This is a genomic window from Polaromonas sp. (genome assembly GCF_036676035.1).
GTDB lineage: Bacteria > Pseudomonadota > Gammaproteobacteria > Burkholderiales > Burkholderiaceae_C > Polaromonas.
Genome location: NZ_JAKFDR010000112.1, coordinates 118,389 through 138,380, shown reverse-complemented (window position 1 = coordinate 138,380; position 19,992 = coordinate 118,389). Strand labels below are relative to the sequence as shown.

Here is a 19,992-nt window from a genome sequence, read left to right as displayed (position 1 = left end):
CTTTCGCGGTGGTGGTGAGGGGGTCAACGGGTTCAACTGTTTAACTGTTCAACGGACCATGCACGGGCCCTTGGCGTCGAAGCGCCAGCCCGGAATAAGGAACTGCATGGCGATGGCGTCGTCGCGCGCGCCCAGGCCGTGCTGCAGGTAGAGCTGGTGCGCGCGTTCAACCTCGGCCATGTCGAGTTGTACGCCCAGGCCCGGCGTGGTGGGCACCGCCACTTGGCCCTGCACGATCTGCAGCGGCGCTTGCGTCAGACGCTGGCCGTCCTGCCAGATCCAGTGCGTGTCAATCGCGGTGATACGGCCCGGCGCAGCGGCGGCGACGTGGGTGAACATGGCCAGCGACACATCGAAGTGGTTGTTGGAATGTGAGCCCCAGGTCAGGCCCCACTCATGGCACATCTGCGCCACCCGGACCGAGCCCTGCATGGTCCAGAAATGCGGATCAGCCAGAGGGATGTCGACCGCGTGCAGCTGGATCGCATGGCCCATCTCACGCCAGTCTGTAGCCACCATGTTGGTGGCAGTGGGCAGGCCGGTGGCGCGGCGGAACTCCGCCATCACCTCGCGCGCGCTGTAGCCGTCTTCGGCGCCGCATGGGTCCTCGGCATAGGCGAGCACGCCATGCAGGTCGCGGCACAGGCGTACCGCATCCTTGAGCAGCCAGCCGCCGTTGGGGTCGAGGGTGATGCGGGCCTGCGGAAAGCGTGCGTGCAGCGCGTGGATGGCTTCGACCTCTTCCTCGCCGCGCAACACGCCGCCCTTGAGCTTGAAGTCGTTAAAGCCATAGCGCGCGTGCGCGGCTTCGGCCAGGCGCACCACGGCTTGGGCATCCATGGTTTTTTCGTTGCGCAGGCGAAACCACTCGTTGTTGGCACCAGCCTCGCTGCGGTACGGCAGGTCGGTGGCTTGGCGGTCGCCCACATAAAACAGGTAGCCCAGCATGGCGACCGACTCGCGCTGCCGGCCTTCGCCCAGCAGTTGCGCCACGGGTACACCCAGGTGCTGGCCCAGCAGGTCCAGCAACGCGGCTTCCAGGGCGGTCACGGCGTGGATGGCAATGCGCAAGTCGAAGGTCTGGTTGCCCCGCCCGCCGGTATCACGTCCGGCAAAGGTCTGGCGCGCACGGCTCAGCAGTTGCTGGTAGGTGCCGATGGATTGCCCCACCAGCAGCGCGCGCGCGTCTTCCAGCGTTTGGCGAATGGCTTCGCCACCGGGCACCTCGCCCACACCGGTGCGGCCCGCGCTGTCGGTCAATAGCAACAGGTTGCGGGTGAAGAATGGGGCGTGCGCGCCACTGAGGTTCATCAGCATGGCGTCATGCCCGGCAACAGGAATCACCTGCAGCGCGGCGATGCGGGGAGTGGAGTGAGAAGGCGCGTTCAGCATGGTGCGAAGGAGAAAAGTGGGAGCCAAATCTGGATTTGTTATCGATAACAATCTGTGATAAAGATTAACGTCGAGAAGCATTCAAAAATAGGGGGATTACCCTTAATACTTGCGTATTCACAAGTATTCACAACCGGTAAGCAGATCCATCTGATCACATGGCACTCGCTTTGTTATCCGTACCAATAGTGTTGTACGATGAGGTTTTGGGTACACAATTTTTTCTATGTCGCAAGCCTTTACTGTCCATGATGTCGCTCGGCTGGCGGGGGTGTCCGCCATGACGGTGTCGCGCGCCCTGAACCACCCAGAACGGGTGTCGCCCGCGATGCGTGCCAAGGTACAGGAAGTGGTGCGGCGCACGGGTTTTGTGCCCAACGGCATGGCCGGTGGCCTGCGTTCATCGCGTGCGCGCCTGGTTGCTGCGGTACTACCCACCTTGGTCGGGCCAGTGTTCCAGGAAACCATCCAGGCCCTCAACCAGGCGCTTGACGCCAAGGGCTACCAACTGATGATCGGCCAGAGCGGCTACGACGCCTTGCGCGAGGACGCGCTGCTCGATGCCATCATCCGTCGCCGGCCCGACGGCATCGTGCTCACCGGCATCATGCATTCCCCGGCCGGTCGGCGTCAGTTGCTCGCCTCGGGCATCCCGGTGGTGGAAACCTGGGACCTGACACCCACGCCCATCGACATGCTGGTGGGCTTCTCGAATGAGGACATTGGCGCCTCAGTGTGCGCTTACCTGCACCAGCGAGGTTACCGCCGGCCGGCGCTGCTCTGCGGCGACGACGAGCGCGCGCGGCGCCGCACCGATGGCTTTCGGCGCATGGGCCGTACGTTGGGCCTGGAGGCCGACCTGCCGACCTACCTGGCCCCGGCCCCCACTACTTTGGGCTCCGGGCGGGCTGGGCTGGCGCAACTGCTGAACCATCCGGCCGGCATCGATTCGGTGTTCTGCAGCTCCGACATGCTGGCCCTGGGCGTGCTTATCGAGGCCCAGACGCGTGGACTGGCGGTGCCCCAGCAGCTGGCCATCGTGGGCTTGGGCGACATGGAGTTTGCCGCCAGCCTGCAGCCGGCCTTGACCACGGTACGCATCGATGGCACCCGCATCGGCCAGACGGCCGCGCAGTACATCGTCGACCGAGCCGATGGCCGCACCGTTGCGCAGCCCATTGTCGACATCGGTTTCTCCATCGTGGAACGGGCCACGGCCTGAGGCCCCGGGAGCCCGACAGGCGGTGTCGGCTGCAGAGGGCATGGCCTCAGCCCCCAAAAAAAATCGCCATGTTATTTTTAACCTAGAAACCGCAGTTGGACGCGCCCGAGTGGGCCGTCATGGGGTGGGCTGGCAAGGCGTGCGGGAGCCCCCACGCTTGTCGCTTCGCGTACTGCGCTGCCCCCCCCGAGGGGGTTGTGCTTGCTCGGGGGCGGCCCTTCGCTGCGCACGACGCTGCGGACTGCTGTCCGCAAGGAGGAGCAACGCGGCCAGCGCGCGCCAGGGCGGCTCAATCGGGTGCGTAGCGCTGCCACCCAAAAGGCGAACTCGTGCGTGAGCGAATAAGTGTGTCTTCATGCGGCCCGGCCAGCGGAAAATGAGCGGTCAACTGCGGTTTCTAGGTTTAAAGATAGCTGTCAGCGCATGACCAGACTGCGTCAAAACCTCTTTTTATCCCCAGTCTCTGTCGCCAGCGGACGGCTGGCGACAGAGACTGGAGGGGCGGCAGGGGCCGAGGCCGCCGGCGCTGGAGTGCCAGGCAGACCCGGCACGTCGGCCGCCTTGCGGGGCTTGCCAATGGGCGCACCGGCCAGCCCTTTTTGCACGGCGGCCATGTCTTCCTCGCTGGGGTACTGGCCCATCAGCATGTAATCAAATGCCCTGCGGGCAATAGGCGCGGCCGAACCGGCGCCCCAGCCAGCATTTTCCACAATCACGGCCAGCGCGATTTTGGGATCGTCAGCAGGCGCCAGGGCAATGTACAGGGCGTGGTCACGCTGGTGCTCTTCCATCTTGGCACTGTTGTATTTTCCTTTCGCGGCTATGCTCACGGCCTGGGCCGTACCGGTTTTCCCCCCACTCAGATAGCCCGCCCCGGCAAATACCCTGGCCGAAGTTCCTCCCTGCGCAACGCCCACCAGGGCCTTGCGCACAATGGCCACGTTCTCGGGCTTGTAGCCCAGATCTTCAGCCGGAGCGAGCGGCAGCGAATGCATCACGCGCGTGACCGAGTCCTGCGTGCCGATGACCAGCCGCGGCTTGCGCTTGATGCCGTTGTTGGCCAGCACGGCGGTGGCCTGCGCCAGCTGCAGCATGGTGAAGTTGTTGTAGCCCTGCCCGATACCCAGTGAGATGGTCTCGCCCGCAAACCATTTTTGTTGCTCGGTTTTTTTGAAATAGCCGCGTTTCCAGGCCTGGCTGGGCAGCACCCCGCGCACTTCGCCGTTGATGTCGATGCCGGTGATCTGGCCAAAACCCAGAGGTTTCATGAAGTCGTGCATGGCATCCACACCCATCTCGTTGGCCAGTGAGTAGAAATACACGTTGCTGGATTCCACGATGGCGCGGTTCATGTCCATGATGCCGCCTTTCTCGTTTTCGGGGCTGCCAAAGCGGCGGCCGCCAAACATGTAGAAACCGGGGTCGTTGATCAGGGCGGTGGGCGAACGGGCGCCCGTCTGCAGGGCGGCCAGCGCCATGAAAGGCTTGTAGGTGGAGCCCGGCGGGTAAGTGCCGCGCAGCGCACGGTTCAGCAAGGGCTTGTCGATCGACTCATTGAGCGCCTGCCAGCTCTCGGTGTCTATGCCGTCCACAAACAGGTTGGGGTCGAACGTGGGCTTGCTCACAAAGGCGAGCACGTCGCCGGTTTTCGGATCCAGCGCCACCAGCGCACCACGCCGCTCGCCAAACATGTCTTCGACGAGTTTTTGCAGGCCGATGTCCAGCGACAGCATCACGGTATTGCCCGGCGTGGCCGGGCTGCTGGCCAGCTTGCGCACGGCGCGGCCACCGGCCGAGGTCTCCACCTGCTCGACACCGGTATGGCCGTGCAGCTGCTTTTCAACGCTCTGCTCCACCCCGAGCTTGCCGATGTAGTCAGTGCCCTTGTAGTTGGCCTGCTCATCATCGGGCCAGTCTTCCATGGTGGATTTTTCAGCCTGGTTGATGCGCCCGATGTAGCCGATCACATGGCTGCCCAGCTCGCCGTGGGGGTAGCTGCGAAACAGCCGTGCCTTGATGTCCACGCCGGGGAAACGGAAACGCTGGGCGGCAAATTTCGCCACCTCTTCATCGGTCAGGCGGGTACGGATGGGCAGCGATTCAAAATTCTTGGTCTCTTCGCGCAGCTTCTTGAAGCGCCGCTTGTCACGCGGCTGGATGTCGACCAGGCGCGCCAGCGCTTCAATGGTGGCGTCGACGTTGTCGACCTTGGCCGGCGTGATTTCCAGGGTGTAGGCCGAGTAGTTGGTTGCCAGCACCACCCCGTTGCGGTCCAGGATCAGGCCGCGGTTGGGCACGATGGGAACAATGGCGGTGCGGTTGCTTTCGGCCTGCCCGTTAAGGTCGTCATGGCGAATCACCTGCAGGTACGCCAGCCGCAAGGCCAGCAGCACAAAACAGCAAAGCACAACCACGCTGGCGACCAGCACCCGGGCACGAAAGCGCGAAAGATCGGCTTCGACGTTTCTGAGCTCAGTCATGCCAATCGGACCCGGCGCCGCACGATAAGCGCCCCGTTTGCAAAGCGCGCCGAATCCCCAGACCAGCAGGGGCCGCGGAACCGGCTTAGCCGGGCCGCAGGCGCAGCGCCCCCCCCGGGGGGCAGGGAGCTACGCGAAGCGAGCGACCGTGGGGGCTTCATAGAGGCCTGTCCGCATCCGGGTTGGGCGCCCGGCGCTGGGGCACCAGCAAAATCACGCTGACCACCGGCCAGAGCAGGGTTTCGACCAGAGGCGCGAGCAGCATGGTCCAGCCCGGGAACGCAGCACCGCCCATCATGCGGATGATCAGCTCGACGCCATGCGCCACCAGAAACAAAGGCAGCACCTGCAGCGCCTGGGAGGGCACCGAAAACCAGAGCAAACGGCGGTGGATCATGGTGGCAAGAAAGCTCAGCGTCGTGTAGGCCAGGGCATGCTGGCCCAGCAGTGCCGACTGGTGCACATCCACGCCCAGGCCGAACATGAAGGCCACTCCAATCCCGATGCGCAGCGGCTGGTGCACATTCCAGAACACCAGCACCAGCATCAGAAAATCGGGCATCCAGAGCACGCGCCCCAGCGGCAGCATGTCCAGCAGCAGCGCCACGATCAGGCTGCACCAGATAAACACCGGGTTGGCGGGCAGCAGCAGCTGCTGGCCTGAAGGCATGATCATTTCTGCGCTCCTTTCTTGACCGGGCGGCTGGCCGGCGTGTTGGCCGGCGTTTCTTCCGGGTTCGGGGGAATCTGTCCCGACAGCGGCTTGACCACCATCACATGCCGGGCCCCCTCCACCAGCGCCTTGGGGCTGCAGTAAATCCGGGCGAAGGCCGACTCGGCGCGGCGCTCGATCCGGTCCACCCGGGCCACGGGCAGGCCCGGCGGGTAGACACCGTCCACGCCGCTGGTGGTCAGCAAGTCGCCCTGCTGCACGTCGGCGTTGCTGCCCATGAAGCGCAGCTCCAGCCCGCCGCCCGACAGGCTGGCGTCGCCATAGGCCACGCTGCGCGCGCCGGTGCGCACATTGAGCACGGGGATCGCCAGATCGCGGTCAATCACCAGCGTCACCTCGCTGGCCAGGGGATGGACACGCGTCACCTGCCCCAGCACCCCGGACTCGTCGATCACCGGCGAACCCAGGTCCACGCCGTGCGTCTGTCCTTTGTCGATGATGACCTTGCGCGTGTAGGGATCGGCCGTGTCATACAGCACTTCGGCCGCCATGAGCGCAGTGGCCAGCTGCTCGCGCAGTTCCAGGAGCTTGCGCAGGCGGCTGTTTTCCAGCGTCAGCTGCTCGACCTGGCCGGCCCGCATCGATTGCAGGGCGAGCTTTCTGCGGGCTTCGTCGTTGTTGATCTTGGCCTGGTTCAGGGTGGTGAAATACTCGCCGCTGTTTTGCACCGCGCGCACCGGCAACAGGGCCAGCCATTGCGCCGGGTACAGCACCGTGGCCAACGCCGAGCGGATCGGCTGGGTGATGCGAAAGCGGGTGTCGGCCACCATCAGGAACAGTGCCAGCGCACTGAAAAACATCAGCTTGGACAGCGCCGACGGCCCCTGTTTGAAGATGGGCGGCGGGGATCTGTCGAGTGTTCCTAAGGGCATGGTTCGCCGTCACGCGGGCCCCGCGGAACGGGGCCTGCACAGGGGGGTGGTTATTCCGAGGTGAAGATGGAGCCCAGACGGTCCATGCGCTCCAGCGCAATTCCGCAGCCGCGCACCACGCAGGTCAGCGGGTCTTCGGCCACCAGCACCGGCAGGCCGGTTTCTTCGGCCAGCAGGCGGTCCAGGTCGCGCAGCAGCGCGCCGCCACCGGTCAGCATCATGCCGCGGTCGGCAATGTCGGCGCCCAGCTCGGGCGGCGTCTGCTCCAGCGCGTTTTTCACGGCCGACACAATGTTGTTGAGCGGGTCGGTCAGGGCCTCGAGGATTTCATTGCTCGAGATCGTGAAGCTGCGCGGCACGCCTTCGGACAGGTTGCGGCCCTTGACTTCCATTTCCTTGACCTCGGAGCCGGGAAAGGCCGAGCCGATGTTTTTCTTGATGGCCTCGGCCGTCGGCTCGCCGATCAGCATGCCGTAGTTGCGGCGGATGTAGTTGATGATGGCGTCGTCAAAACGGTCGCCGCCGACACGCACGCTGCCCTTGTAGACCATGCCGCCAAGCGAGATCACGCCGACCTCGGTGGTGCCGCCGCCGATGTCGACCACCATGGAGCCGCTGGCTTCGCTGACGGGCAAACCGGCGCCGATCGCTGCGGCCATGGGTTCCTCGATCAGGTAGACATCGCTGGCGCCGGCGCCCAGGGCGCTTTCACGAATCGCGCGGCGCTCGACCTGGGTGGAGCCGCAAGGCACGCAAATGATGATGCGGGGGCTGGGCTTGAACAGGCTGCGCGGGTGCACCATCTTGATGAACTGCTTGAGCATCTGCTCGGTCACGGTGAAATCGGCAATCACGCCGTCTTTCATCGGGCGGATGGCCTCGATGTTGCCGGGCACCTTGCCCAGCATGGCCTTGGCCTCATGGCCCACGGCCTGGATGGTTTTTTTGCCCTGGGGGCCGCCTTCGTGGCGGATGGCGACAACGGAAGGCTCATCCAGCACAATGCCGCGGTCACGTACAAAAATCAGGGTGTTGGCAGTACCAAGGTCAATCGCCAGGTCGGTGGAAAAGTACCGGCGGAAAGATTCAAACATAGTCAGGAGTCCAGTTGGGGCACGGAACACACTTCGTTGTTCCATCGCCTTTTATGATTGTCGATAGGGGTCGAGATCGATCCAAAGTCTTGATTCAAGTGTTTAAAAAGCGCCTAAAGCGTGCAATGGGTCCTGATTTCACACCAAAGGCGGGATAATACCGCATCCCCTGTGAATCATTGGCCCTTGACTGGCCGTTTTTTCACCTTTACACCTGGTTTCAGCTTCTGTTTTTCCCTCAAATTTACCCATGGCATTGACACCCCAAGACATTGCACGCGTGGCCCATCTGGCCAGGCTTGAGCTGCGCCCCGACGAAACCGAACGCACCCTGAGCCAGATCAACGGCTTTTTCGCCCTGGTGGAGCAGATGAAAGCCGTCAATACCGACGGCGTGGAGCCGCTGGCCCACCCCGCTGCGGTGATTGGCGAAGTGGCCTTGCGCCTGCGCGACGACGTGGCCAGCGAGCCCAACCAGCGCGAAGCCAGCCAGGTCAGCGCGCCGGCGGTGGAGCGCGGCCTGTTCCTCGTGCCGAAGGTGATCGAATAATGAGTGATTTGCACGACCTGAGCGTGGCCCAGCTGGCCGCCAAACTCGCCGCCCGCGAAGTCTCCAGCGTGGAGCTCACGCAGCACTTCCTGGCCCGCATCCGGCAACAAGACAGTCTGGGCGCTTTTCTGGCCACCGATGCCGACGTGTCGCTGGCCCAGGCGCGGGCCGCCGACGCGCGGCTGGCCGCCGGCGAACGCACGCCGCTGCTGGGCGTGCCGCTGGCGCACAAGGATGTGTTTGTCACGCGCGACTTCCCCACCACGGCCGGCTCGAAAATGCTGGCCAACTACCGCAGCCCGTTTGACGCCACCGTGGTCAGCAAGCTGGGGGTTGCCGCCGGGGGGGCCGGCATGGTCACGCTGGGCAAGCTCAACTGCGACGAATTCGCCATGGGCTCGGGCAATGACAACAGCGCCTACAAGCCGGTGCACAACCCCTGGGACTTAAGCCGCATCCCGGGCGGCTCCTCGGGCGGCTCCGCCGCCGCGGTGGCGGCGCGCCTGGTACCCGCCGCGACCGGCACCGACACCGGCGGCTCGATCCGCCAGCCCGCCGCGCTGACCGGCATCACCGGCATCAAGCCGACCTATGGCCGCTGCTCGCGCTATGGCATGGTGGCCTTTGCCTCCAGCCTGGACCAGGCCGGCCCGATGGCGCGCTCGGCCGCCGACTGCGCCCTGCTGCTGTCCGCCATGGCCGGCCCCGACCTCGACCGCGACTCGACCTCGCTAGACCTGCCGGCGACCAATTACGCTACTGATTTGATAGCTGCAGGCGCACAAAATACGGGGACTACACCCCTAAAAGGCTTGCGAATCGGGCTGCCCACGCAGTTTTTTGGCGCCGGCTGCTCGCCCGATGTGCTCAAGGCCGTGCGCGGCGCGCTGGCCGAGTTTGAAAAACTGGGCGCCACGCTGGTCGACGTGAACCTGCCGCTGACCGAGCTGTCGATTCCGGTTTATTACGTGATCGCCCCGGCCGAGGCCAGCAGCAACCTGAGCCGCTTTGACGGCGTGCGCTACGGCCACAGAGCAGCCACCTACAGCGACCTGCAGGACATGTACAAAAAGTCGCGCTCCGAAGGGTTTGGCGATGAGGTGACGCGCCGCATCATGATCGGCACCTATGTACTCTCGCACGGCTACTACGACGCCTACTACCTCAAGGCGCAGAAAATCCGCCGCCTGATTGCCGAAGACTTCCAGAAAGCCTTCCAGCAGTGCGACGTGATCGCCGGACCGGTCTCGCCCACCGTGGCGTGGAAGATCGGCGAAAAATCCGACGACCCGGTGGCCAGCTACCTGGCCGACATTTACACCCTGTCCACCAGCCTGGCCGGCTTGCCCGGCATGAGTGTGCCCGCCGGTTTTGGCGAAGGCGGCATGCCCGTGGGCCTGCAGCTGGTCGGCAACTACTTCAAGGAAGCCCAGCTGCTGGGCGCGGCCCACCAGTTCCAGCTCGTCACCGACTGGCACCAGCGCAAGCCGGGCCTGGCCGGAGGTGCAGCATGAGCAACAACATGAACCAGGAAACCCGACCCCTGCTGGACAAATTGGTAAATGGCTACGAAGTCGTCATCGGCTTTGAGACCCACGCCCAGCTGACCACGCAATCGAAGATTTTCAGCCGCGCCTCCACCGCCTTTGGGGCCGAGCCCAACACGCAAGCTTCTGCGGTGGACTTTGCCCTGCCCGGCGCCCTGCCGGTGATGAACAAGGGGGCCGTGCAGCGCGCCATCGAGTTCGGCCTGGCGGTGAACGCCCACATTGCCGAAAGCAGCGTGTTCGCGCGCAAGAACTACTTCTACCCGGACCTGCCCAAGGGCTACCAGATCAGCCAGTACGAGATTCCGGTGGTGCAGGGCGGCACCGTGGAGTTTTTTCTGGACGGCGAGAAAAAATCGGTGCGGCTGGTGCGCGCGCACCTGGAAGAAGATGCCGGCAAGTCATTGCACGAAGACTTCATCGGCCAGTCCGGCATCGACCTGAACCGTGCCGGCACACCGCTGCTGGAGATCGTCACCGAGCCCGACATGCGCTCGTCCGCCGAAGCCGTGGCCTACGCCAAGGAGCTGCACAAAATCGTCACCTGGATCGGCATTTGCGACGGCAACATGCAGGAAGGCAGTTTCCGCTGCGATGCCAACGTCTCGGTGCGCAAACCCGGCGCCCCGCTGGGCACGCGCCGCGAGATCAAGAACCTGAACAGCTTCAAGTTCATGCAGCAGGCGATTGACTTTGAAGTGCGCTGGCAGATCGAGCAGATAGAGGACGGCCACGCCATCGAGCAGGCCACCGTGCTGTTTGACCCCGACACCGGCGAGACACGGGCCATGCGGACCAAGGAAGACGCTGCCGACTACCGCTACTTCCCCGATCCCGATTTGCCGCCGCTGGTGGTTTCACGCCAGTGGGTGGAAGAAGTCAAAGCCGCCATGTCCGAGTTGCCGCGCGTGATGGCCGCGCGTTTTGTGGCCGACTATGGACTGCCCGAGTACGACGCCGGCCAGCTGACCCAAAGCAAGGCCGTGGCCGCTTACTTTGAAGCCACCGTCAAAGCCTGCCAACAGCCCAAACTGGCCAGCAACTGGGTCATGGGCGAGCTCTCGCGCCGCCTCAATGCCGAGGACAAAGGCATCGCGGCGTCCAGCGTCAGCGCATTGCAGCTGGGCCAGCTGATCAGCCGAATTGCCGATGGCACGATTTCAAACAACGCGGCCCGGCAGGTGTTTGACGCCCTGTGGACCGGCGAAGACAGCGAGGTGGACGCCCTGATCGAGGCCAAAGGCCTCAAGCAGATGAGCGACACCGGCGAGCTGGAAAGAATCATCGCCGAGGTGCTGGCGGCCAATGCCAAAAACGTCGAAGAGGTGAAAGCCGGCAATGCCAAGGCCTTCAACGCCTTGGTCGGCCAAGCCATGAAAGCCACCAAGGGCAAGGCCAACCCGGCGCAGGTCAACGAGCTGCTCAGGAAGCAACTGGGCTGAGCCTGGGCGAAGGTGCGGCCCGCGCCTTCGCGCAACCAGCTATCAAAGAGATAGCTGGTTTCGCAATACCAGCAAGGGCCAGCACTGTTTTTTGATTTGATTGCTTGTTTACTCAGTAATCTGAAAGTAGTGCGACATACATTGTCATCCTGAGCCCTTAGCCCGCGCTCAGGACAGGCTCCGCGAAGGATCCCGGTATGCAGGCAAGATTCTTCGCGTTGCTCAGAATGACAGCATGGCCAGCGCCGCCTTCGTTACGGACTGCTGGGTAATTACTTTTTGGCAGCCGCAGGGGCGGCGCTGGCCGCACTGGCCGGTGGCCGGGCCGCCAGGGCCCAAAGCTGTTTGAGTTTGACCAGCTCTTCATCAAACCGCAGGTTGACGCGTTTCTTTTCCAGGTCCTGCTCGGCAATGAAGCGCTTTTGCACGCCCACGCTGGTCTCGTTCTCTTCGCGCTGGCGTTTCAGGGCTGGCGGCGCCTTGCCGGGGTCGGCCTGGTAAAACTCGAACTCCAGCTCAATCGCCTTGCGCTGCGCGGCCAGCTCGATGGTGCGCTTGGTCGAGGCCTTGATCACCTCATCAATTTGCGCCAGGGCTTCCACGCGCTCCTTGTCGTGCACGGCCTTGCTTGGATAGCGCAGCAGCAGGGCGCGGTCACGGCGTTTTTCTTCGGCCTGCCGGGCGCGTGCCTCGGCCTCGGCTTTGTCTTTTTCTTCCTGCAGGATGAGCTCCTGCGCGGTGGGCGTGGGCACCACGATGCGCTTGACCCGGCCCGTCGGCGTCAATTCCTGCTGGTTGCGGTTCAGGCATTCCATGATCGGGCGATCGGACGTGATTTTCCGGCCTTTGTCGTCGGTGCAGCTGTAAATACCCTGGGCCGCAGCCGCACCGCAAAGGCAGGCCACCGCGGCGAAACTCAGCTCAAGGGATCGTTTGAACAGCAATTTGAATCCTCAATCAACGCCGTAACGTTGTCGGTACGCCAGCACGCGCTGGTAATGCGTCTTCAGTGAACCGGCTTGTGAAGCATCCCCCTCGGCCAGATACTGCAGCAAGTCGGTCAGCCGGGCAATCGCGCACACCTGTAAGCCCAGTTGCCGCGTGACATATTGCACGGCACTGTAGTCCACATCCTGGCCGTTTTCGGTGGCTTTTTCCTGCCGGTCCAGCGCAATGGCCACGGCGTGCGGCACGGCCCCGGCGGCCTTGATGATGGCAATCGACTCGCGCGCCGCCGTGCCGGCCGACATCACGTCATCCACAATCAGCACGCGCCCCTTGACCGGCGCACCCACCAGCGTGCCGCCCTCGCCATGGTCCTTGGCCTCCTTGCGGTTGTAGGCAAAGGGCACGTTGCGGCCCAGGCGCGCCAGCTCGATGGCCACCGCAGCGGCCAGCGGAATGCCCTTGTAGGCGGGGCCGAAGATCATGTCGAACTGCAGGCCGCTGCGCTTTTCCTCGGCCAGCAGGCAGCGCGCATAGAATTGCGCGAGGCGGCCCAGCTTGGCGCCATCGTCAAACAGGCCGGCGTTGAAAAAGTAAGGGCTCAGGCGCCCGGCCTTGGTCTTGAATTCGCCAAAACGCAGCACGCCCGATTCGACGGCAAACTGCACGAATTCCTGGGCCAGGCCGCTGTCCGCAGTCTCTGCCGCCGCTGTTTGGCCCTTGTTGTCTGTCTGCCCTGCCGTGCTCATTGGAGATGTCCTTGTTCAAATTAACCAGCCTCAACCTCAACGGGATTCGCTCTGCCGCCAGCAAAGGCCTGGAAGACTGGGTTGCCCAGTCCCTGCCTGATTGTATTTGCGTGCAGGAACTCAAGGCGCAAGCCGCCGATGTGAGCGGCCGCTTCGAAAGCCTGGCGGGCCTCAAGGGGCATTTTCACTTTGCCGAGAAAAAAGGCTACTCGGGCGTGGCGGTGTACACGCGCCACGAGCCCAGCGACGTCATCGTGGGCTGCGGCTCGACCGAATTTGACGCCGAAGGCCGCTACGTGGAGCTGCGTTTTGACCGCCCGGGCCGCAAGCACACGCCCAAACTGTCCATCATCAGCTGCTACTTCCCGAGCGGCTCGTCGGGCGAGGACCGGCAGGCCGCCAAGTTCCGCTTCCTGGATGAGTTTTACCCGCACCTAGCGGCCCTGAAGGCGCAGCGCGACTTCGTGCTGTGTGGCGACATCAACATCGCGCACCAGGAGATCGACCTGAAAAACTTCAAGGGCAACCGCAAGAACAGCGGCTTCCTGCCCGAAGAACGCGCCTGGATGACCGAGCTGCTGCGCGATGGAGCGCCGGCCGCGGGCGTTGCCGCCCCGGGTGGTGGACTCATCGACGTGTACCGCCAACTGCAACCCACGGCCACCGACGAGGCCTACACCTGGTGGAGCAACCGCGGCCAGGCCTATGCCAAGAACGTGGGCTGGCGGCTGGACTACCACCTGGCCACGCCCGCCTTTGCGGCGCTGGCGCGCAGGGAGCATATTTACAAGGCGCAGCGCTTTTCAGACCACGCGCCCATGAGCGTGGACTACGAATTTGCGCTGTGACCCGGGCAAGAGCTGTCCGACGCTGGCCCCAGGAAGCCGAAATTCGCTATTAAAAACATAGCTGTCTGCGCAATATTTACAAAGGCCATAGCCCTTATTTACTCAGAATCGGGAAACAGAACGGCCCAGCAGCCTGGCGCCCCGGCCAGCAGGTCCAGGGCCTGACAGGAAGGCTTTTGACAGGGCTGCGCCTCAAACGCGGATGACCTCACCCTTGAGCGACCAGAGGATGGCCAGTACCTCGTTGCGGGTCGGCGCGTCGATGCCGCACGTTTCCAGCGCGTCCATGGCATCGTCGATGACGGTGATGAACTCTTGTTCGCTGATGTTCATGCCGCGGTGCGTGGTCAGCATGTCCTGGCCGCTGTAGGTCTCTGGCCCGCCGGCGCCCGCACAGAAGAATTCGACCGCGCGCTTTTCGACGCGCGCCAGGTCTTCGCTGTGCTCGTAGCGGGTCTTCACCAGCGGATTGGCCAAGTGGTTCTTCATCAACTCGCGGGTGATCCGAGCGATGCCTTCGTGCCCGCCCAGGCGGTCGTACAAGGTGGTGGTATTCATGGTCTGTGGTCCTTCAGGCGTCATTGAGAGGGTGGTGGGGCTGGTTGCAATGCCGTTGCAGCGGCGTCCAAGACGCGTACTCGAGCTCACCCGGTGCGGCCGCCACGTCGCACACCTCGCGGCGCAGCTTTTCAATTGCCTGGGCTAGCACCAACTCCAGGCCCGGCAGCGACTCGCGGGTCAACGGCTCGGACAAGCTCAGGACGGCTTGTCCCTGGGTGGGCAGGGAAAAGATCAGCAGTTGGGTGGCCATGGGGTGCTCCTTGCGTGGGTTGCAGGCCGGTATGGACCTGTGGGAAGCCAAGTATCGCGGTCGGGTGTTCCTGAAACGTTCCCGGGGCGACTGATACTTGTCGCCATGCCCAGCGGGTGACATACTGCCCCGCATGGACGCCGCCTCGACCGCCTTGGCCGTCAATCCGCCTGCCCGGCTGGACGTGCACTTGCTCGGCCGTTTTGCGGTGGCCGTGGACGGCGTCGACTTGCCTGCCGACCGGTGGCCCGGCTTGCGCGCCACTCATCTGGTGCAGTTGCTGAGCCTGCAGCCGAGCAAGCGGGCTACGCGCGATCTGGTCATTGACGCCTTGTGGCCCCAACTGGAACCCGACGCCGGCGCGGCAAACCTGCGCAAGGCCTTGCACCACGCGCGGCAGGCCCTCGGCCGGCACGACGCGATCGCGTTGCAGGACGGCGAACTGGTGTTGTGGCCGGCCGGCACCGTAGAGGTCGATGCCGACACCTTTGAGCACTCGGCGGTACAGTCCTTGCGACAGCAAGATGCCGCCGCCTGTGCCGATGCCATCGACCTTTACTCGGGCGACCTGTTGCCAGGCTCGCGGTATGAGGCCTGGACCGAGTCAGCGCGGGAGCGCTTGCGGGCCCGGTGCCTGGAGCTGTTGCGCGCCAGCGCCCAGTGGGAACGCCTGGCGCAACTGGAGCCCACCGACGAGGCAGCCCACCGCGCGCTGATGCGCCAGGCGCTGGATGCGGGTAACCGTGCCACGGCCCTGCATTGGTACGCCCACCTGCGCGAAGCCTTGCAGCAGGAGCTGGGAATGGGGCCCGATGCCCAGACGCAGGCGCTGTACAACCGTTGCATCGCTGGTCTGCCTTCGGTGGGGCCGGCCTTCGTGGGCCGTGCGGTCGAGTTGGCGCAATTGGCGGGATGGCTGCAGATGCCTGCCTCGCAGCGGCCGGGTGGCATCGTGCTGCGCGGGCCAGCGGGCATCGGCAAGAGCGCGCTGTGCCGCGAGGCCGAATCGCAGGCACGCAGCCGAGGCTGGGTGGCGCTTCGTGTCGATGCCACCCAGGCCGGGCGGACCTATGGACTCGTGGCCGCCATCGCCGAACGCCTCATCCTGGACGACAGGGCGCGGATGGATCGCATCGGTGCGCCGGCGCGCTCGGTGCTTGCCGAGCTCACCCCTTTGGCCGCGCCCGCCGGCCAGTTGCCAGGCCCGTTGAGTCGACACCAGGTGGTGGGCGCGATCCGGCGCCTGCTGCTGGCCGCAGCCGAAGACGCGGCCTTGCTGCTGCAGATCGACGATGCGCACCTGGTGGAGGACTCGGATGCCGATGTACTGCTGCAGCTGGCCATGGCCGGGCCCCCGGTCTGCCTGCTGATGACTCTAAGGCCGCTGCCCGAGGGGTCGGTCCTGGCGCGCGGCGTGGCACGGCTACAGCGCGCCGACGTGTTGCAGCTGGTCGATGTCGAGCCCCTGGCCATGGAGGAGGCACGGCGCCTGGTGGAGCGAACGGTGGCCGAACCCACCGCCGATGACGTACTGATGCGCATTGTCGCAATGGCCGAAGGCAATCCGTTTGCCGCCATCGAGCTGGCGCGGTGTGCCGCTACAGGAGGGAGGTCGCACCTGCCTGCGAGCGCGGTCGATGCCATCACCGCCCGGCTGTGCGACGTGCCCGATCACGCCCTGAACCTGCTGCGCTGGTTGGCCGTCAGCGACGATGAGTTCGACGCGGCCACGCTGGAGGCCCTGGCCCAGCAGGCACAGGTGCCGGTCTTTCCCGCCGTCGACGCCGCGCTGGCCGAGGGTGTGCTCGTTGTGTCGGACAGTCGTTTGCGCTTCCGTCACGAGTTGGTCCGCCAGGCGCTCATCGGCCAGGTGCCTCCTCACCGACGGCTCAAGATGCACCGGCTTGTGGCTGCGGCCATGGCCGAGCGCGATGCCGCGCCGGGCGCCATCGCACGACACTGGTTGGCCGGCGGCCAACCGCGCGAGGCTGTGCCCTGGTTGCTGGCAAGCGCGCGCGAGGCGATGCGCTTGGCGGCCTTTGCCGACGCCTTGCACCAGTTGGCGCCGTTGATAGAGCGTGAACCCGGCCATGCCGAGGCGCTGCGTCTGAGGGCCGAGGCGTTGGACGCGCAGGGCGATCCGGCCGCCTTGTTCGCCTACCGGTTGGCGGCAGCTGCCGCCGATGAGCCCACCAGCCACGACCTGCGGGCCAAAGCGGCGCTGGCGCAGGTGAAATTGGGCGATCCAAAGGGCGCGCTGCTGGCGCTGGAGGGCGTACACCCGACCTCGGTGGAGGGTCGGCTCTGCGAGGCGCTGGCCTGGAGCGGTGCCGCGGCACTGGGCGTGGCCGACCCGGCCGTGGGCACCGAGAAATCGGCCGTGGCCAGGCGGCTGGCGCTCGAATCCGGTGACACCACCTCGCTGGTGATCGCGTCCTGGGCGCAGGCCGCGGCGGCCCACGCGCGGGGCGACCTGCATCGCAGCGTCTGGGCCGACCTGCAGGAAACCAGCCACGCTCCGCACCTGGCCGTGCGCGTGTTCGACGGGCACCTCTGCATCACCCAGCGTTTCCTCTACGGCGCGCGCCCCTATGGGGAAGTCATTGCCTTTGCCGATGCCATTGCCACCGAGGCACGCCGGCTGGGTGCTGCTCGTGGACACGCCTTCGGCACCACGCTGCGGGGCGAGGCCGAGTGGCTGGCCGGCGATCTGGCGTCGGCGAAACGCCACCTGCGCGAGGGCGCCCGGCTGCATCGGGCCATCAGCGGCCCCGTCGGCGAGGCCTTGTCACTGCAACGGCTGGCCGAGGTCGCGCTGCACGAAGGACAGCGCGACGAGGCACGCGCATTGATTGATGAAGCGCTGGACATCGCTCGCCAGACCGACATCGGCTTTCATCTGCTCGACCGCATTTACGGCACGCGCATCAACCTGTATGCCCACGACCCAGGCGCGGCCTTGCATGTGATGGAGGACGCCTGTGCTTCGGTGCGCGGACCGCTGGAGACCTGCCCGGGATGCCGCATCACCTTTGCCGTGCCGGCAGCCATAGCCGCTGCGCGTGCCGGTGAACTTGAACTGGCGCACAAGCATGAGGAGCAATGTGCTTACCTGGCCAACGTGGTGATGCGTCTGCCAGCCTGGTATGCGGCCCACGATGAAGTGCTCGGTCACATCGAAGCCGCGAGCGGGTCCGGGCGTGTGGCTGCCGCCAGCAGGTTCACCGCGGCAGCGGCGCGCTTTCGTGAAGCGGGCCAGCCGCTGGACGTGGCGCGTTGCGAGCAGTTGGCCAGAGAGGCAGATTGAGGTGCGTCGTGGTCGGTGGTGCGCGCACCCCGTTGGACCGCCGTATTTCGACATTTCGAGATTCATATCGGATAACCCAGGAGCCTGCGGGCCGTTCGAGCCCTTGCAGGCAGCTGGGTCCGATCGCGTCGCTTCGTTGAGTTGAACCTATTGATGTTTTCGTAATTCATGACACCACACCGTTCAGGCTGAGCCTGTCGAAGCCCAACGACCAAGCGCAGGGCGAACGGGAGTAAGTTGCCTGTCATGATTTATGGCAGTCTCAATAGCTATTGAAAACATAGCTACCTGCACAATATCGACACTACCTAGAGCCATTTTTATTCAGAACCGGGGAACAGCACGGCCCAGCAGCCTGGCGCCCCGGCCAGCAGGTCCAGGGCCTGACGGGAAGGCTTTTGACAAGGCTGCGCACCAACGCGGTGTGCGAGCTCAGCGGCTGCCGGCGAAAAATAGGCAAGGACTTCGCACTGAAGTCGCCCTTCCGATTCATACCGCGTAAACACCGCCATCCCGACCGGGCCGCCCGCCGCCGCAAACAGCGGCGGAAACAGGGTTTCAATCTGTCCGGTCTGGGTGAAGGCCCAGATCGCATCCCCCAACGATTTTGAAAACCAGGTGTTCATGAACTTGGCCCAAGGTTTGGACGCGCTGTCACGCGTCCAGTTCAACCAGGAAATTGCTATCAAACAAGGGGTTTTCGTTGACCCCGTCCTTGGCGTAGCCGCGTGGGTTGCACACCACCCGCGTGCCCTTGAGCACATAGTCAAAGCTGTCGTGGGTATGGCCGTGAACCCAGAGCTGCACGCGCTGCCCGTCCATCAGGCGCTCCAGGTCGGAGACAAAGCAAGCATTCAGCGGCGAGCCTGCAAACCTCGGGTGAATGCTCTGGCGCGATGGCGCGTGGTGGGTGATCACGACGGTGGGCCCATCATGCGGCCGGCTCAGACGGTTTTCGAGCCAGGCCGCATGCTGCTTGAACAATGCCACGGTGTCGTCAGGGGTCAAGGTCCGGTCCGGCGCCTCGTCCGCACGGATGAGCTTGAAATCGCGCATGAAGGCGAGCGCCTGTTGTTTCGCCGCGGCCTGCTGCGCGGCGTCGCCAGGCAAACTGAAGTCGGTCCACAGCGTGGCGCCCAGAAAGCGCACTCCGTTGAGAATGGTTTCATCCTTGTCCAGCACGCGAATGCTGGTTCCTTCGCACAGCTGCTTGAGCTCATCCACGGTTTCTGCCATGCAGCCGCCATAGAACTCATGGTTGCCGGGCACATAGAGCACCGGCTTGCCAAAGCCGAACGCCCATGAAACGGCTTCCAGCGGGCGAGCGATGTCTCCGGCGAGGATCACGGCATCGGCGTCATTCTGGGGAATCTCCAGGCTGCCGCGGCTCAAGTGCAGGTCAGACAGGATGTTGAGTTTCATGAACGCGGCTCTAAAACAGTCGGTGCGCTGGTTTGTCCCTGGTTGAATAATTACATCATATTGTGATATATATGAAGCGTCAAGAAACCACCGTTAAATGCCTACGCCCAACATGTCCAAAGCCGACTTCGAGCGGCTGGCCCATTTCCGCTATCAGCTGCGGCGCTTTCTGCGTTTTAGCGAAGAAGTCACCCGCAGCCATGGCATCACGGCCTTGCAGTACCAGCTGATGCTGCAGATTAAGGGCTTTCCGGGCCGGGACTGGGCCACCGTGGGCGAACTCGCCGAGCGCCTGCAGGCGCAGCAGCACGGTGTCGTGTCGCTGGTCTCGCGCTGTGAAGCCGCGGGCCTGGTCAAACGCACCAGCAGCAGCGAGGACAAACGGCGCGTGGAAGTGACGCTGACCCGGAAAGGGAACCAGTGCCTGACGCAACTGGCCAGCCTGCACCAGGCCGAGCTGCAGTCACTGCAAGGCGAATTTTTCATGCCTGACCTCAAGGCGTTCAGCCCGGAGTAATGCCGGCCCGATACCTGAAAACCATCTGTAACCTTCTGGCGCGGCCAGCCATCTAATGCAA

18 protein-coding genes are annotated in these 19,992 nt (G+C 64.3%); 7 read left to right on the top strand and 11 right to left on the bottom strand.

The features are described from left to right. Nucleotides 1-48: 48 nt before the first annotated feature. Complete coding sequence (gudD, locus tag V6M61_RS16570) at nucleotides 49-1,392, bottom strand: glucarate dehydratase (protein ID WP_332777686.1); 1,344 nt, start codon at nucleotides 1,390-1,392, stop codon at nucleotides 49-51. 226 nt (nucleotides 1,393-1,618) lie between these two features. Here gudD and V6M61_RS16565 point away from each other — a divergent pair, with 226 nt between their 5' ends. Further along, complete coding sequence (locus tag V6M61_RS16565) at nucleotides 1,619-2,614, top strand: LacI family DNA-binding transcriptional regulator (RefSeq protein WP_332777685.1); 996 nt, start codon at nucleotides 1,619-1,621, stop codon at nucleotides 2,612-2,614. Nucleotides 2,615-3,051: 437 nt separating this feature from the next. Here the strand turns inward: V6M61_RS16565 and mrdA are convergent, their stop codons facing one another. The 4 genes from mrdA to V6M61_RS16545 form a co-directional block, all read right to left on the bottom strand. After that, nucleotides 3,052-5,094 (bottom strand): penicillin-binding protein 2, encoded by a 2,043-nt coding sequence (gene mrdA, locus V6M61_RS16560; protein ID WP_332777684.1) that lies wholly within the window; start codon nucleotides 5,092-5,094, stop codon nucleotides 3,052-3,054. A 157-nt stretch (nucleotides 5,095-5,251) separates the two neighbouring features. Then, a complete protein-coding gene (mreD, locus tag V6M61_RS16555) occupies nucleotides 5,252-5,770 on the bottom strand; it encodes a rod shape-determining protein MreD (protein WP_332777683.1) in 519 nt (172 codons plus the stop codon). Further along, nucleotides 5,767-6,699 carry a rod shape-determining protein MreC gene (gene mreC / locus V6M61_RS16550; RefSeq protein WP_332777682.1) on the bottom strand — a complete coding sequence of 311 codons (933 nt, stop codon included), beginning with the start codon at nucleotides 6,697-6,699 and terminating at the stop codon, nucleotides 5,767-5,769. Before mreC ends, mreD begins: the two co-directional genes overlap by 4 nt. Nucleotides 6,700-6,749: 50 nt before the next feature. Further along, nucleotides 6,750-7,793, bottom strand: a complete 1,044-nt coding sequence (locus tag V6M61_RS16545) for a rod shape-determining protein (protein WP_332777681.1) — start codon at nucleotides 7,791-7,793, stop codon at nucleotides 6,750-6,752. Nucleotides 7,794-8,043: 250 nt separating this feature from the next. Here V6M61_RS16545 and gatC point away from each other — a divergent pair, with 250 nt between their 5' ends. From gatC to gatB, 3 genes are read left to right on the top strand one after another with little or no spacing between them, the layout of a single operon-like run. Then, on the top strand, nucleotides 8,044-8,343 hold the full coding sequence (gatC, locus tag V6M61_RS16540; RefSeq protein ID WP_332777680.1) for an Asp-tRNA(Asn)/Glu-tRNA(Gln) amidotransferase subunit GatC: 300 nt from the start codon (nucleotides 8,044-8,046) through the stop codon (nucleotides 8,341-8,343). Further along, complete coding sequence (gatA, locus tag V6M61_RS16535) at nucleotides 8,343-9,857, top strand: Asp-tRNA(Asn)/Glu-tRNA(Gln) amidotransferase subunit GatA (protein ID WP_332777679.1); 1,515 nt, start codon at nucleotides 8,343-8,345, stop codon at nucleotides 9,855-9,857. Before gatC ends, gatA begins: the two co-directional genes overlap by 1 nt. Next, on the top strand, nucleotides 9,854-11,332 hold the full coding sequence (gene gatB / locus V6M61_RS16530; RefSeq protein ID WP_332777678.1) for an Asp-tRNA(Asn)/Glu-tRNA(Gln) amidotransferase subunit GatB: 1,479 nt from the start codon (nucleotides 9,854-9,856) through the stop codon (nucleotides 11,330-11,332). The genes gatA and gatB overlap by 4 nt, the downstream gene beginning before the upstream one ends. 272 nt (nucleotides 11,333-11,604) lie before the next feature. On the opposite strand, the gene V6M61_RS16525 is transcribed toward gatB, so the two are convergent. Both V6M61_RS16525 and pyrE read right to left on the bottom strand, forming a co-directional pair. Continuing rightward, nucleotides 11,605-12,276 carry a DUF4124 domain-containing protein gene (locus V6M61_RS16525; protein WP_332777677.1) on the bottom strand — a complete coding sequence of 224 codons (672 nt, stop codon included), beginning with the start codon at nucleotides 12,274-12,276 and terminating at the stop codon, nucleotides 11,605-11,607. Nucleotides 12,277-12,285: 9 nt separating this feature from the next. Next, a complete protein-coding gene (gene pyrE, locus V6M61_RS16520) occupies nucleotides 12,286-13,026 on the bottom strand; it encodes an orotate phosphoribosyltransferase (protein ID WP_332777676.1) in 741 nt (246 codons plus the stop codon). Between the two features lie 11 nt (nucleotides 13,027-13,037). On the opposite strand from pyrE, the gene V6M61_RS16515 reads away from it, so the two are divergent. Further along, on the top strand, nucleotides 13,038-13,874 hold the full coding sequence (locus V6M61_RS16515; RefSeq protein WP_332777675.1) for an exodeoxyribonuclease III: 837 nt from the start codon (nucleotides 13,038-13,040) through the stop codon (nucleotides 13,872-13,874). Between the two features lie 192 nt (nucleotides 13,875-14,066). Here V6M61_RS16515 and V6M61_RS16510 read toward each other — a convergent pair whose 3' ends face one another. Together V6M61_RS16510 and V6M61_RS16505 are read right to left on the bottom strand one after the other, a co-directional pair. Then, nucleotides 14,067-14,432, bottom strand: coding sequence for a group I truncated hemoglobin (locus V6M61_RS16510; RefSeq protein ID WP_332777674.1), 366 nt, complete (start codon nucleotides 14,430-14,432; stop codon nucleotides 14,067-14,069). 13 nt (nucleotides 14,433-14,445) lie between these two features. Continuing rightward, entirely contained in the window at nucleotides 14,446-14,685 is a 240-nt protein-coding gene (locus V6M61_RS16505) for a hypothetical protein (protein ID WP_332777673.1), read from the bottom strand. A gap of 133 nt (nucleotides 14,686-14,818) precedes the next feature. Here V6M61_RS16505 and V6M61_RS16500 point away from each other — a divergent pair, with 133 nt between their 5' ends. Beyond that, a complete protein-coding gene (locus tag V6M61_RS16500) occupies nucleotides 14,819-17,992 on the top strand; it encodes an ATP-binding protein (protein ID WP_332777672.1) in 3,174 nt (1,057 codons plus the stop codon). A gap of 320 nt (nucleotides 17,993-18,312) precedes the next feature. Here V6M61_RS16500 and V6M61_RS16495 read toward each other — a convergent pair whose 3' ends face one another. Further along, entirely contained in the window at nucleotides 18,313-18,618 is a 306-nt protein-coding gene (locus V6M61_RS16495; protein WP_332777671.1) for a hypothetical protein, read from the bottom strand. 28 nt (nucleotides 18,619-18,646) lie between these two features. Then, nucleotides 18,647-19,414: a metallophosphoesterase gene (locus tag V6M61_RS16490; protein WP_332777670.1), complete on the bottom strand. Its 768-nt coding sequence runs from the start codon at nucleotides 19,412-19,414 to the stop codon at nucleotides 18,647-18,649. A 97-nt stretch (nucleotides 19,415-19,511) separates the two neighbouring features. Here V6M61_RS16490 and V6M61_RS16485 point away from each other — a divergent pair, with 97 nt between their 5' ends. After that, a complete protein-coding gene (locus tag V6M61_RS16485; RefSeq protein ID WP_332777669.1) occupies nucleotides 19,512-19,931 on the top strand; it encodes a MarR family winged helix-turn-helix transcriptional regulator in 420 nt (139 codons plus the stop codon). Nucleotides 19,932-19,992: the final 61 nt, after the last annotated feature.

Bases quoted from the DNA above. Each gene is read 5' to 3' on its own strand.
- gudD (WP_332777686.1), bottom strand. From the start codon at position 1,392: ATGCTGAACGCGCCTTCTCACTCCACTCCCCGCATCGCCGCGCTGCAG.
- V6M61_RS16565 (WP_332777685.1), top strand. From the start codon at position 1,619: ATGTCGCAAGCCTTTACTGTCCATGATGTCGCTCGGCTGGCGGGGGTG.
- mrdA (WP_332777684.1), bottom strand. From the start codon at position 5,094: ATGACTGAGCTCAGAAACGTCGAAGCCGATCTTTCGCGCTTTCGTGCC.
- mreD (WP_332777683.1), bottom strand. From the start codon at position 5,770: ATGATCATGCCTTCAGGCCAGCAGCTGCTGCTGCCCGCCAACCCGGTG.
- mreC (WP_332777682.1), bottom strand. From the start codon at position 6,699: ATGCCCTTAGGAACACTCGACAGATCCCCGCCGCCCATCTTCAAACAG.
- V6M61_RS16545 (WP_332777681.1), bottom strand. From the start codon at position 7,793: ATGTTTGAATCTTTCCGCCGGTACTTTTCCACCGACCTGGCGATTGAC.
- gatC (WP_332777680.1), top strand. From the start codon at position 8,044: ATGGCATTGACACCCCAAGACATTGCACGCGTGGCCCATCTGGCCAGG.
- gatA (WP_332777679.1), top strand. From the start codon at position 8,343: ATGAGTGATTTGCACGACCTGAGCGTGGCCCAGCTGGCCGCCAAACTC.
- gatB (WP_332777678.1), top strand. From the start codon at position 9,854: ATGAGCAACAACATGAACCAGGAAACCCGACCCCTGCTGGACAAATTG.
- pyrE (WP_332777676.1), bottom strand. From the start codon at position 13,026: ATGAGCACGGCAGGGCAGACAGACAACAAGGGCCAAACAGCGGCGGCA.
- V6M61_RS16510 (WP_332777674.1), bottom strand. From the start codon at position 14,432: ATGAATACCACCACCTTGTACGACCGCCTGGGCGGGCACGAAGGCATC.
- V6M61_RS16505 (WP_332777673.1), bottom strand. From the start codon at position 14,685: ATGGCCACCCAACTGCTGATCTTTTCCCTGCCCACCCAGGGACAAGCC.
- V6M61_RS16500 (WP_332777672.1), top strand. From the start codon at position 14,819: ATGGACGCCGCCTCGACCGCCTTGGCCGTCAATCCGCCTGCCCGGCTG.
- V6M61_RS16495 (WP_332777671.1), bottom strand. From the start codon at position 18,618: ATGAACACCTGGTTTTCAAAATCGTTGGGGGATGCGATCTGGGCCTTC.
- V6M61_RS16490 (WP_332777670.1), bottom strand. From the start codon at position 19,414: ATGAAACTCAACATCCTGTCTGACCTGCACTTGAGCCGCGGCAGCCTG.
- V6M61_RS16485 (WP_332777669.1), top strand. From the start codon at position 19,512: ATGCCTACGCCCAACATGTCCAAAGCCGACTTCGAGCGGCTGGCCCAT.